Origin of the sequence: Thermoactinomyces daqus, from assembly GCF_000763315.1 — a bacterium.
In the GTDB taxonomy this organism is placed as follows: domain Bacteria; phylum Bacillota; class Bacilli; order Thermoactinomycetales; family Thermoactinomycetaceae; genus Thermoactinomyces_A; species Thermoactinomyces_A daqus.
Map to the genome: position 1 here is coordinate 20,419 of NZ_JPST01000061.1, position 12,673 is coordinate 33,091.

13 protein-coding genes and 2 pseudogenes are annotated in these 12,673 nt (G+C 45.9%); 4 read left to right on the forward strand and 11 right to left on the reverse strand.

Annotated elements, in window-relative coordinates:
* Positions 1 to 232: 232 nt before the first annotated feature.
* A complete protein-coding gene (locus tag JG50_RS0116795; protein WP_033102270.1) occupies positions 233 to 553 on the reverse strand; it encodes an AzlD domain-containing protein in 321 nt (106 codons plus the stop codon).
* On the reverse strand, positions 546 to 1,232 hold the full coding sequence (locus tag JG50_RS0116800; protein WP_033102309.1) for an AzlC family ABC transporter permease: 687 nt from the start codon (positions 1,230 to 1,232) through the stop codon (positions 546 to 548). Before JG50_RS0116800 ends, JG50_RS0116795 begins: the two co-directional genes overlap by 8 nt.
* Before the next feature lie 129 nt (positions 1,233 to 1,361).
* Here JG50_RS0116800 and JG50_RS0116805 point away from each other — a divergent pair, with 129 nt between their 5' ends.
* On the forward strand, positions 1,362 to 1,934 hold the full coding sequence (locus tag JG50_RS0116805) for a helix-turn-helix domain-containing protein (RefSeq protein ID WP_181735456.1): 573 nt from the start codon (positions 1,362 to 1,364) through the stop codon (positions 1,932 to 1,934).
* Positions 1,935 to 2,287: 353 nt separating this feature from the next.
* Entirely contained in the window at positions 2,288 to 2,803 is a 516-nt protein-coding gene (locus JG50_RS0116810) for an SgrR family transcriptional regulator (protein ID WP_033102271.1), read from the forward strand.
* A gap of 52 nt (positions 2,804 to 2,855) precedes the next feature.
* Here the strand turns inward: JG50_RS0116810 and JG50_RS0116815 are convergent, their stop codons facing one another.
* From JG50_RS0116815 to JG50_RS0116830, 5 genes and pseudogenes are all read right to left on the reverse strand, one after another.
* On the reverse strand, positions 2,856 to 3,875 hold the full coding sequence (locus tag JG50_RS0116815; RefSeq protein WP_033102272.1) for a glycerophosphodiester phosphodiesterase family protein: 1,020 nt from the start codon (positions 3,873 to 3,875) through the stop codon (positions 2,856 to 2,858).
* Between the two features lie 175 nt (positions 3,876 to 4,050).
* Positions 4,051 to 5,160: a M3 family metallopeptidase gene (locus tag JG50_RS18445; protein ID WP_160173931.1), complete on the reverse strand. Its 1,110-nt coding sequence runs from the start codon at positions 5,158 to 5,160 to the stop codon at positions 4,051 to 4,053.
* A gap of 103 nt (positions 5,161 to 5,263) precedes the next feature.
* On the reverse strand, positions 5,264 to 5,836 hold the full coding sequence (locus JG50_RS19120) for a gluzincin family metallopeptidase (RefSeq protein WP_052154437.1): 573 nt from the start codon (positions 5,834 to 5,836) through the stop codon (positions 5,264 to 5,266).
* Positions 5,837 to 5,902: 66 nt separating this feature from the next.
* Positions 5,903 to 7,057, reverse strand: a pseudogene (locus tag JG50_RS18450) (FAD-dependent oxidoreductase).
* 210 nt (positions 7,058 to 7,267) lie between these two features.
* Positions 7,268 to 7,477, reverse strand: a complete 210-nt coding sequence (locus JG50_RS0116830) for a hypothetical protein (RefSeq protein WP_033102273.1) — start codon at positions 7,475 to 7,477, stop codon at positions 7,268 to 7,270.
* Between the two features lie 242 nt (positions 7,478 to 7,719).
* Here JG50_RS0116830 and JG50_RS0116835 point away from each other — a divergent pair, with 242 nt between their 5' ends.
* Complete coding sequence (locus JG50_RS0116835) at positions 7,720 to 8,370, forward strand: MOSC domain-containing protein (RefSeq protein WP_052154438.1); 651 nt, start codon at positions 7,720 to 7,722, stop codon at positions 8,368 to 8,370.
* A gap of 40 nt (positions 8,371 to 8,410) precedes the next feature.
* Here JG50_RS0116835 and JG50_RS0116840 read toward each other — a convergent pair whose 3' ends face one another.
* Positions 8,411 to 9,031: a histidine phosphatase family protein gene (locus tag JG50_RS0116840; RefSeq protein WP_033102312.1), complete on the reverse strand. Its 621-nt coding sequence runs from the start codon at positions 9,029 to 9,031 to the stop codon at positions 8,411 to 8,413.
* A gap of 431 nt (positions 9,032 to 9,462) precedes the next feature.
* On the reverse strand, positions 9,463 to 10,647 hold the full coding sequence (locus JG50_RS0116845) for an oxalate decarboxylase family bicupin (RefSeq protein ID WP_052154439.1): 1,185 nt from the start codon (positions 10,645 to 10,647) through the stop codon (positions 9,463 to 9,465).
* A 232-nt stretch (positions 10,648 to 10,879) separates the two neighbouring features.
* Between JG50_RS0116845 and JG50_RS0116850 the strand changes: the two are divergent.
* Positions 10,880 to 11,344 (forward strand): annotated as a pseudogene (locus JG50_RS0116850) (manganese catalase family protein); the annotation flags it as partial.
* A 36-nt stretch (positions 11,345 to 11,380) separates the two neighbouring features.
* Here JG50_RS0116850 and JG50_RS0116855 read toward each other — a convergent pair.
* Both JG50_RS0116855 and JG50_RS0116860 read right to left on the reverse strand, forming a co-directional pair.
* Positions 11,381 to 11,833, reverse strand: coding sequence for a gamma-glutamylcyclotransferase family protein (locus JG50_RS0116855; protein ID WP_033102274.1), 453 nt, complete (start codon positions 11,831 to 11,833; stop codon positions 11,381 to 11,383).
* Between the two features lie 112 nt (positions 11,834 to 11,945).
* Entirely contained in the window at positions 11,946 to 12,671 is a 726-nt protein-coding gene (locus JG50_RS0116860; protein WP_052154440.1) for a polymer-forming cytoskeletal protein, read from the reverse strand.
* Between the last annotated feature and the right edge of the window lie 2 nt (positions 12,672 to 12,673).

Below are 12,673 nucleotides of genomic sequence, written 5' to 3' on the forward strand. Positions count from 1 at the left end.
AACATTGCGCTCAATCGAAAACAAATATCACGATCCAATAAAAAAACCGCCCGAGCAGGCGGTATTGTTATCCAAAAGCCTCAATGTAGCGAAAAAGCATCTGAAAGGAACCACCGCTACAGAGTATTCCCCTGTCCGCTTCAACCAATAAGAGCTTTGACGGAATCGGGACAATTCTCACGGTCGGGCTGTTGAACAGTCCATTCCTCATCCAAATTAAAAATACTCCATGTCAGGCATTTAAAAGATAACGGATGAATAACCCGCAGATTACTCCGACCACAACAGAAGGAAGAAACATTTTAAACATCTTCATTGCCACGAAAGTAATAAAACAGGCGACCAGAACCGGAAGAGAAATGACGATCCGCCCATCCGTCGGCACGAAGATTTGTTTGATGATCAGGGCCGAAATAATTCCGACAGGAACATAATGAAAATATGAACGCAAAGCAGGACTCATCTTTCGCCCGGCCATCAATTCGAGCCCGATGATGCGCGAAAGATAAGTGGAAGCCGCCAGCAAACCGATTAAAAGCCAGTTTCTAATCATGCCGGAACCTCCTCTTCACATAAAGACCGATAAGCGGTGATAAAACGCCCGTCAGGATGAGTGTAAAATTGTTACCGGAAAAAAAATATTCAAGCACAACGGCAATGACAGCCGCGGAGAGTGCCGTTGCAATGACCGGATTTTCCTTGAGACCGGGGATGAGAAGAGCCATAAAGGTGACCGGAAATGCCAGGTCCAATCCCCATTGCTGCGGATCCATCCGGTTTCCGATCAAAGCCCCGCTGAGCGAAGAAATGATCCAAGCCAAATACAAAGTGCCTGTCACAATCGCATAATACAACGGGTCAGGTCCGTATCTTTTAAACCTGGCGCTCCCTAAAACAAACGGTTCATCTGTAACTCCAAATGATAATAACCATCTCCACTTCCCGGCAGGCGCAATTCCCTGGGCCAAGGCGGCACCATAGAGCAAATTGCGCAGATTTAACAAAACGGTGGTAAAAAGAATATTGGTCAGATTTGCATCCGCCGCCAACATTGCCACGGTAACCATTTGGACAGACCCGGAAAAAACCAGCAGGGACATTCCCACGGTCTCCGCCAAACCGAATTTGGCTTGTGAAGCGAGTACACCATAAGATAAACCGTAGGCGGCAATGGCGATTGCTAATGGCAAAGCTTCAATCAAACCGGATCTTACGCTCTTTTTTTCATCCACTTTGCACACATCCCTTTCTCTTTTTTAAGGATGTAAACGAAAAACCAAAAGTATATTATAATTAACTTATAGTTTATTATAATATATAAAAGGATAAAATACCTTGTTTTTTAATCAAAGGAGGAAAAAATGGACATCGAAAGTCCGTGGGAAGAAGGATCCGTGGGAAAGCGCATCGGCGCAAATCTGCGGCAATTACGAATCAACAGGGGGATTAGCCTGGAAGCTTTGGCCAAGCAAATCAATGTCAGCAAATTAACATTGATCAAAATCGAACGCGGCGAAGGGAACCCTACCCTGTCCGTCATCTGGAAAATCGCAAACGGCCTGAATATCCCGATTACCGCGCTGTTGTCGATTGAAGCGGATGTCTCCATCGCCCGCAAAAAGGACGGACTGAAGCTGAGCAGCTCAAACGAGGTGTTTGTCGCTGAACCATTGTTTTCTTCTTATGGCTCGTTTGAACTTTATCGGGGTTACTTGCAGCCGGGAGGGGAATATCTGTCGGAAGCGCACCGGCCAGGGGTGATGGAATTTGTAACCGTTATGTCCGGCCGGTTAACGGTCGAAGTGGACCGGGAAACTTACTGCTTGGATGAGTACGATTCCATTCGTTTTAAAGGAGATCGTCCCCATAAATATATCAATCCATCCTCTGCGTTGACGATCCTTCACTTTGTCATTTCCTATACTCATCCCTAGAGGAACGAAGAGGCTTTCGCTCTTTGCCAACAGCCTCCATCCCTTCATTCGGGAGATCTGAAACGGTTTTTCCCTCGTCTATTTCTTGGCGGACAGAGGGAAACCATCATCTCCCTTCCTTTTTGCTCATCAACAGGAACGGTTTATGCATTGTTTTGCGTATACGTAGTTGGTTTGTATAACAAACCAATTTGTATAAAAAATCAATTTCCTTCTCTTGAATAATCACCTATGACATTGTGATCCATCTCCCCCTCCTTGCGAAAGGATGTATTTCTCATACTTACTCATTTTGCTTCTTTTCTATCTTTGCTCGTATAAAATTCGCTATAATGATTTTGTAGGTGATTCATGTGAAAACAATCGAATACTTTTTGGAATTACGTCTACAACTCAAAGATATTAAAGAATATCAATCGTTCTATATGAGCATCAGCGAATTGGCAGATTTGCTTTATTGCACCCCGCGCAATGCAAAGCGATTGTTAAAAAGCATGGAGAATGAAGGACTCATCTATTGGAAACCGGGCGGAGGACGGGGAAATCGGTCCAAACTGCAATTCAGGCGATCCTTAAACGATATTTTGCCTTTCTATGTTCAATGTTTGGTTGGACAGGGAAAATTCAAAGAGGCGATCCGCTGGATCAAAAGCGAAGGGGTTCCCCGCGAAGCCCGCGAGCAATGTTATCGGTTGTTGTTGAAGGAGTTAAGTTTTCCTCATATTCAGGTCAATGAATTAAACCAACTGAAAAAAAATCCGTCTCAATCATTCACCCCGACCATGATTGCCACCACAACCGGCAGATGGCTGCTGATCGATCGTGAACATTCACATAAGGGAAAATCGCAGAAAATGAAATTGAAATAGCTTCATAACAGATCCCCTCCTTCCGGGATGAACCGTACAGGAGGGGATCTGGTTATTTTGCCACGTCTTCTTTTCCTTTAACAAGAGGAGCGATCCGGTCGATGCGATTAGTCCAAATCCATCCATTATAGTCCGGCGGGATTCGCTTTAAATCCCCTGCCGTATCAAATCCTCGGGAGAAATCTCCGCTCCCCGCGACAAGGATCACCCGGGTTCCGGCCTGATCCATCCGGTCGAGAAAACGGGTGGGCCATCCCCACAACAACGGGGCAAACTTCTCCGGGATATGCAATTCCGTCTTTTCGCACGCTTCCGGTACCACCCCTGTCCAGCCGATCGCCAAATAGCGCAAAAGGCATCCCTTTTCCGTCGCCTTGGACATAACCCGCATATCGGGCAGCTTTTTCTTGAGCGCTGCGATCGGTTCGTCACCACCATATACCGCCAACTGCTCACGTCTTTCAACCGGCAGTTTGGCCAGGTGGTCGGCCAGCTGAATCCCCTCTGTCGGGTCATTGCTTTTCACATCGATCAAAAACATCCGGTTCGGAAATGCCTCCAACACTTCCTCGAGCGATGGCATAAGACCAACGCCTTTGCCCCGGAATGGGTAGGTTTTGCCACCGTCAGCCGTGTAGCCGTATCCGATATCCAGGGACTTCAACTCTTTCATCGTATGGTCGCGGGTCACCCCGGTTCCGTTGGTGCGACAGTCAAGGGTCCAGTCGTGAAAGATGGCAAACTGACCATCCTTCGTCGGTTGCACGTCAAATTCAACCATATCGGCTCCCTTGTTAAAAGCGGCCCGCATCGAAGCTATCGTGTTTTCCAGATAGGGATGTTCCAGCGGGTAAATGCGCTGTGCGGTACAAGTGTCATTTGTCAGTCCGGTCATGTTAAAAGTTTGGGCCAACCCCCGGTGCGCAAGAAGATGCGGCTGCCCGGCGGGCGCTTTTGCAAACAGCGAGCTGTTGTTAACATAAATGAAAATGAGAATCGCGAAGCAGATCCAAAAACTTTTTCGTTTCAGCACTTTTTTAGCAAATTTCCCTAACCTGTTAGATCCTCTCATATTCCCCTCCACTATCCGATAAGAGCGATTCAACATCGATTGTATCAGGGAATCACGTTTAAAAAAGGTTCCTTTTCCTTCGTGTTTGTCCCCGTTTTGGCAAAAATTAAAAAAGAATGTTCATCCCTGCTTAAGGAGCCGATCTATATCGTGAAGGGATCATTTTATCTCAATATTATTTTTTGGATAAAATAGTGTATTGCTCGATATCTTTAACAATTCGATTGATGGATTGCTGCCAAAAGTCCGGCCGGGAAAGCTTTATATGAAAGTGATCGTCAGCTAATTCTTCTATGGGTTTTGTTCCTGATTCTTTTAGAAAATACGTAAACTTTTGGGCAAATTGCTTTCCTTCTTTCTTTGCTGTTTCCAGAAGACCTACACTGAACAAATAACCAAAAGTATAAGGATAGTTGTAGAAAGGTACATCTGTTCTGTAAAACTGTATTGCTTTTATCCATTGAAAAGGCTGATATTGACTGAGACTGCCTCCAAAAGCTTCCTTCTGAGCTTCCATCGACAATTCCTCAATTTGACTGGCACTCAAGGGCCCAGATTTCCTTTTTTCATAGAAACGGGTTTCAAACAAATAAGCTCCCCTGACGGCCATCAGGTAATTGATACTCCTTTGCATTTTCCAATTGAGCAAGGATTTTTTCGTTTTTCGATCTTTTGACTCCCGGATCACGGTATCCACCAAAGCCAATTCAAAGAAAATGGAAGAGGTTTCGGCAATCGTCATTGGAAATTGGTCTTCCAGCAAGAATAAGGAGAGGCGGTCTTCCAGTTGACGATAATGCCAAGCGTGTCCCAGTTCATGAGCCAGAATCCGAACGCTCTCCATATTATTGTCATAGCGAAGGGAAATACGGGATTCCTTATCACTGATAAATGGAGCACAGAATCCATTTGAGGGCTTGTGCTTAAACGGTACGGCGTCCACCCACCTGTTGGCAAGGGCATATTGGGCAAAGTCACCCATATCCGGGCTCAGATCGTTTAACGCTTGAATGATCCATTCTACCCCACTGGGGAAAGGAATGGATTCCTGATGATCGTCGAGGGATAGCGTCATCAGTTGGTGCCATGAGAGTTGACTTTCTCCGGATTCGGATGCTTTCAAACCGAGATATGGAATAAGCTGAGGAAGATATCCATCAATTGCTTTCCACATTGCATCCAGCGTGGACCGGGCAATGCGATTTGATTTTAATGATTCTTCCAACAAATCTTTTTTGGCGGAACCGCAGAGTGTCAATCGAAAGCCGGCAATATGATTCAACACGGACGCAAATAACCCGGAATCCCGTTCCAAGGTTTGCGTAAGCGATTTGAACAGTCGTTCGCGCTGATATGGATCTGGATCGTTTAAGGCAATTCGATTCGCCTCACCGATTTTTTTGATTTGCCTCGTCATGGACTGTGACTTCCAGTTTGTTCCGAAGCTGGATATACAAATCCTCCCATGCTTTCAACCCATCCACGGCAAGCTCCGCTGCAAAATCCTCCAAGACTCGGTAAGGGGAATTTCTTGTCTCGCGAAGTGCGGAAATTTCTGAAATAAAAGGGCGAATGGCAGGTTGATGAATCAGTTGTTCGAACTGATCATCGCTCATGGAGGCGAGACGGTGCCCCAAATCAGACAATAGGGTACGTATTCTGACTTTCAGAGAGGAGACACGGCTTTGTAATGAGGTAAGAATGGGATGTCCAGGGGTTTCAGCAGAAAGGCAATAATAAAATGAGTCTGCTTTTTCAATCTGTCTGACTGATTGAGATAAAAACAGAAGTTGGTCTTCATTGATCAAGTCAAAATCAGCGGATGATGTTTGAAAACGGTCGCTTAAACAAGTCAATGCAACCTCTAATTCCTTCAATTCTTTGGAAAGTGTGACTTCGATTTCTCCAGGATACAGGGAGTGGAGATCCCAGCGTGTTGGTCCGTCTGCCATCGGTTTCAATATGCAAATCCCTCCTTAAGTCCTGACTTTGAAGGCTACCTGTTTTAATATTCAGACATCCTCCCTTCAAATCTTATTTTTATACGAATTCATCACATTCATCAATCTTTCAGCTGCATGATCGCCAAAACATAACTCCAAATTTGCTTTTGATTCAGCAGCTGCTTCAGATGAATAAGCAAACATTTTTTCCTCATATATTTCGATTGCTTTTGAAACATTGTTTTGATTATCCATAATCGCTAACGCTAAATGATAAGCATCAAACATCGCCAGATTGACGCCTTCACCGGCAAACGGAGACATTAAGTGTGCAGCATCTCCAATCAGCGTGATCCTTGGATGGCGTTGCCATTTAAATCCGACTGGTAACATATAAATTCGCCGGGGAATTATTGTATCTTCTGCATAACGAATATAATTTTTCAATTGTTCATCCCAGTCGCCAAATAAGTCCAAAATGGCCTCTTTTGCTTTTTTCGGTTTGTTAAAAGGAATACCGCAACGGTCCAACCAATCCCGATTCACTTTCAGGCCAACATACACCTTAATCGTACCATTTCCGTTTAACTGACCAATAATGCCTTTTCCTTCATCAAGAGCAAATACTGTACCACGTTTATGAAATGACGCCAAATCAGGATGGTTCACAGCTGCGTTTACCACATTCATTTCCAACATCGTAAGACCTGAATAAGAAATATCCTCAGAAGCCAGTATTGGCCGCACCCGGGAAAATGCACCGTCTGCACCGATCACCAAATCTGCAATCTCAATCTGTCCGTTTTCAAAATGCAATTCGGTTTTGCCATTTTCCAATGGGATGCATTTATCAAGTTTATATCCATATTGAATGCACTCTTTATCTTACGCATTTAATAGTAATGCACATAATTCCCCCCGATCTATTTCCGGCCTGGCCCCATATTCTTCATCTGCATCCTCATCCAAATAAATCTTTCCTGTTTTATCAAACAAACGAAAGTCTTCACCCTCAAAACGGGCTTTGCTCAGAAATTGTTCATATACACCTGCTTCTTTTAAAACTAACTGCCCAGTATCTTCGTGAATATCCAAAGATCCACCTCTCTCCATATTTTTATCATCGGGTTCACGTTCATAAATAGTCGCTTTTATTCCGTTACGCTGTAAAATCAGGGCTAACATCAAGCCGCCCGGACCGCCACCGATGATCGCAATTGACTTTTCTTGCAATGTCATGATCCAAAACTCCTTTCCAAAAAATTAGTTAACCTTATAAAATAATAAGAGCACCTAATTTGTTTTGTCAATGAATAAATTCCTATTATTCAGGATACTGGATAAACAGATGGGTATAAACTTTCTGGTCAATGTTTTTTAAAATCCCCTGATAAATTCTCCGCTGAAACGATTTTTCCCCATACCATTCCTAACTTCAGGTCAAATCTTTTAACTGCAAAACTTGATAAAGTGATCCCAATCATTGTCACTCATATAAAAACCATCTGCTCTTTTCTCATATTTAATGCCCTTTTCATCCATACATTTTACATTCGGCGAAAGATCACCATGATTTTTTCGTGGTTCTGTCGATGAACAGCCAACCATAACAAGCATTAAGAGAGATAAAGTGGAGATGGACATGAAAAGGTTTCTCATCCTAATTCCTCCCTTCAAGGATATCTTATACTAATACAAACAATAAAACTAATCAAAATTTTATTATACATAATAATTATCTGAACGAGAAGTGAATGATTCTTTTTTCGGTACGGTGACCCCTGTTTTTATATTCGGATCACCCCGACATCGAATATAATATATAAACGCTGATAGAGAAAGGAGCGGTCCCATGCTGGCCTTAATGAACCCCAAAAGTCCGAAGCGTATGGGGTCATTATATGGCGACTTTAAAAACCGTTCTGGTTGGAAAGACAAAAACCTTTCTTTTTCCTCCTGAGGGAAAACCGTGGCACAGCGCAATTAACAAAACAGAAACAGAAGGTGCCGTCTGGCTTGGAAGGACCAAACTTGAGGGGGATGATCAAGCGGATTTGAAGCATCATGGCGGACCGGAAAAGGCAGTACTGGGTTATGCTGACTCCCATTATCCCCTTTGGCGGCAGGAATTGAACCTCAGCGATTTTACCTACGGCGCATTTGGCGAAAATTTTGTCATCACTGATCAAACGGAAGAAACCGTATGCATCGGAGATATCTATCAAATCGGAAAGGCCATCTTGCAGATTTCCCAACCGCGTATTCCATGTTGGAAACCTGCCCGCCTTTGGGGGATCGATGACCTGACCAAGCGGATGGAAACAACCGGGCGGACCGGCTGGTATTTTCGCGTTCTGCAGGAAGGGGAGGTTCAAGCCGGGGAACAAGTGAGATTGCTTGATCGCCCCCACTCCGAATGGACAGTCTCCAAATGCAATGATCTTCTCCACCATAAGAAAGGTGATCAGAAAGCGTTCCTGGAGCTGGCTGCTTGTCCCGCATTGGCTGAAAGTTGGAGGAACATGTTAACCAAGCTGGCCGCGCGCATGTGACTTCTGCCTTTACCGGAGACGGGCCTTTTTTCACGGTCCGTTATTCATGAACCAGATGTTGGTTTATATTCATCTGAATCAAAATCAGTTCGTGATCAGGGGATAATTCAAAAATGTTCATTCCGGTATTATCCTGGCTGAGACGGCGATAGTTGCTCAGCGGCATCCCCAACATACCGGCGAGATAAATACGGTTAAACGAACTGTGAGCAACCACCAAAACCGTATCATCCGGATGCTTTTGCGCAAGTTCGGCAAAAAAGGACCTGCCCCGCTCCAATACCTCACAGGCTGTTTCCCCGGTACGACCTGCCCTGAATACTGCCGGGTTCAGGCACCACATTTCCCAAGATTCAGGGTCGGTCTTTGTAAACTCCGGCCGCGTTTTCCCTTCCCACTCTCCGAAATCCACCTCAACGATTCGCTCATCGCTCCGAACCGGAAGATCATGGTGCCGGGCGATGATTTCGGCAGTCGCACGCGCGCGTTTTAAAGTGGAGGCATAAGCGGCCGTAAAAGGAACCCCTTGCAAATACTCACTCACCCATTCGGCTTGTCTTTTTCCTGTCGCGGATAAATTGAGATCCGTCCGCCCGCAGTACCGGTTACCGTCATGATTCCATTCTGTCTCTCCATGCCTCAGCAAATAGACTCTGGTCAATCCGTTCCCTCCCACCGAAACATCCTTTTGATCGATAAAAGCATGGTAAGTAACGTATTTGAAGCAACATGGCTCGCGCCGCGGCAGTATAAATTGCAGCAACCTCTTCCCCCGATAAATTCTCGATATCCCGCAGGCATAACGTTCAATAAACGCGACTCCTTCCAGCTTAGCAGCAAAAGACACGGAAGCAGAAAGGGGGTCAATCCGAAAAGGAAACATATCCGCTGTTTACCTTGCCCCCGGCATCCAACAGCCTCCCGGATGCCGATGATTATAAAGGTGACCGTGCCAAACGTCAATCTTTTGGCCGGTCACCCTTTTTACGACCAAGGTTGCGACAGTCATCGCATTTCCTTCTCCGGGATGGATCGCACCACGAGGTATTCGGGCGGCTTAGGGGATACTGCTCCAATCCGTGATATGACGCACTACCGTTTGGATCTGTGCTTGTATTTGACAACCGGCCACTTCTCCTTCCGCAGCGCGTTCATCAACTCCGGCCCTGCATGCAAGTTGTCCTCTACCAGATCCCATGGAGTCAGCGCCATCCACTGGTTCAGCGACACATCAGCAAAACGGTCACTTTTGAACATCTCCAAAAACCACAGGCTTTGATCACCGGTGTTCTGGATGTAGTGCCCGAATGCAAACGGTACGTATCCGACATCACCAGCCCGGTAATCGAAAGTGCGGGCCGTGCCATTGGCCGCGAATACCGTCATGCGTGCTGTTCCTGCGATGTAATACTGCCATTCGTCGTTATTCGGATGCCAATGCATTTCCCGCATTCCTCCCGGCTTGACTTCCACCAGAGCAGCCGCGATCCGGAGTGAAATGAGGAAGTTGGTGGAATCAGTTATTCGCACGGTTCCTCCCGGCGTTACGATTGGCTTCTGCGCGAGCAGCCGGTGTGTGAAGCTTATCGGAACTGTCCCATATGGACTTGATACCTTCTCCCTTTCCAATGGGCCGGGCACTTTTGACTGGAATATGTAACGCTGCTTCTTCGGAATATGGGCAAATGCCCTTTTCGGCACACCGAAATTTGCCGCCAGCACGTCCTTCGGTGTGTGCGCAAACCAATCGGAGATGGTGAACGTATCGAGGTCTGAGAAGTTGCCGTCATCAAAGACGAGCAGAAACTCGCATCCTTCCTCCAGCCCTTGAATCGAGTGTGGAATTCCGGGGGGAAAGTACCACAAATCACCCATACCGACATCGGCTATGAAATTCCGACCGTTCTGATCAACCACAGTGATCCGCGCACGACCCCAAAGCACGAAAGCCCACTCCGCTTGTTTATGCCAATGCAACTCCCGTACCCCGCCCGGCGTCAGATACATGTTCACCCCTGCGAGCGTCGTTGCGACCGGCAACTCTCTGGCTGTTATTTGCCGGGACCAGCCGCCATGATCCAACACCATATTGGTGTCGGAAAAAGAAAACTTCAAGTTAGGGATCGTCCCGGCATCCGTGGACGGTGGAACGAGCATGTCAGGATTCTCAAGGTCGCGCATCACATCTCGCGGGCCTAAATCAACCCCACCGGCGCCATCTTTTCGGATAGGCTGTGGAGCATAAATATATGGGTAATTCTCAGGTCGTCTCACCATGAAAACTTCCCCTTTATTTATTTAATAATTATTATAAATTAATCTATTATGTAAATTCGCAAATATGTGGAACAGGGGTTTGATTGGATACGCATTCGGCCAAAAAGTTCAGGGGGGATCATAATCTAGCAAAACACTTTCGCTGCATGGAAATAATACGGGCCCAGACTGGCTCCATTTGGGCTTTCATCACATATGTTGGTACAAAAAATGAGGAGCAAGGAGGATCTCCATATTTTTTCATATTAAGGAACTACAGTATGAAGCGAAGCCGGAACGTCCCGATCCGGTCTACGCCAAAAAATTACAGGAAATTCTGGGCGGACAATTTGGTGAGATTACTGTCGCCATGCAATATTTGTTTCAGGGATGGAACTGTCGCTGCAAAACCAAATCGAAATACCGGGACCTGCTCTTGGATACAGGAACAGAAGAACTGGCGCATGTGGAAATGATCGCCACGATGATTGCGCGCTTGTTGGATAAAGCTCCGGTCAAAGAACAGGAAGAAGCCGCCAAAAATCCGGTGATCGAAGCAGCTATGGGGGGAATGAACCCGCAACATGTCATCGTCTCCGGTTTGGGCGCCTCCCCCACCGACAGCGTCGGTTATCCGTGGAACGCCCGCTACACCATCGCCAGCGGGAATCTGCTCGCCGATTTCCGGGCCAATCTCAACGCGGAATCTCAAGGCCGGTGTTTTATTCTTCAAAATAAAAAATCAAAACGAAATTCAGGATTTGTCGGGATCTCTTTTGCTTTGGTGAATATATCGTTTCCAGTCTCCGCTTTTTACATATAAATCCTCCGAGACTCCCCGATTCCAAAGATAAACCCAGGCGATCGCTTTTTCTCCGTTTTGCAAATTCACTTCCCTTAATCGCCGTAAATAGAGACTACCTTCTTCATCATCCTCCTGATAATCCTCCAGCCAATCCAAATCTTTCAATACATCCCAATAGTACTCTTCTTTAATCACCATCAATTCCCCCTGAATCGTATCCTCTCCCTCAATCACGCACGGATAACTTAATTCCGTATTTACACTGTACATCTTTCCTTTCATCGCAGCCGGTATTTCGCTTGCCGTTTTATTTTGCAGAATCCGTTTATAATTTTCCAAGCCGGAACGTAATGTTCCGTAAACAAAAACAGGGATCTTTGTCATCTCATCTTTGCTCTTCATCTCATCATCTCCTTCATCACCATTACTCTACCAGACCGGCAAAAAAGAAAAAACCGGCTCCCCGATCCGAGGGTTGACGCCGGTTAAGATTCCAAACCAAGTGAGACTGAACCTATATTTTTTTTGCCTCTGTTACCTTTGCCCCATTTTCTCCGCTATAGTTTTGCTTGTATTCAACCAAGCCGATTTCGCATCCTTCCCCAATGATGACATTATTTCCCCGCACCACATCGGCCTTGATATTTTCGAGATCGAGATCATCCCCTTCAATCACTTCCGCTTTCAGGGTGTCATCAGCCAAAAGGAACAGCGACTTGATCAAGCGGTTAAAACGGGAACCGCCTTTCCTCACGCTGATCTTTTCTCCACCGATCTCCTTCGCACGGCAGGTCCCGTACAGCTTCACATCAATTGTGCCGGCGTTTAATAATCTGCCGATCGTAAAAATTCCGGAGGCCTCAAAAACTTCAGCTTCACAATCTTTCTCCACATCGATCGACCCTTTCAGCTTCAATTCCTCCACACTCAGGCAACCGTTCACTTTGGCAGCACCGGATATTTTCAAGGTTTTGCATTTCAGGTCATCGCTGCTGGATGTACCCTGGATATGAATTTCCTCAGAGTCCAACCTTCCCGAGAATTCTGCTGTTCCATTAATCGTTACTTTCTTTGCCTTTACATTCCCATCCACTTTCAGTGCACCGTTAACTTTTAAATGGCTGCACTCCAAATCTCCTGCAATCTTGCCCGTCCCACTGATTTTCACGTGATCAAACGTTCCTCCGGAAGCACTCCCGCTCCCGGAGATCACCAGGTCTCTCATCTTATCCCGTTCCACTC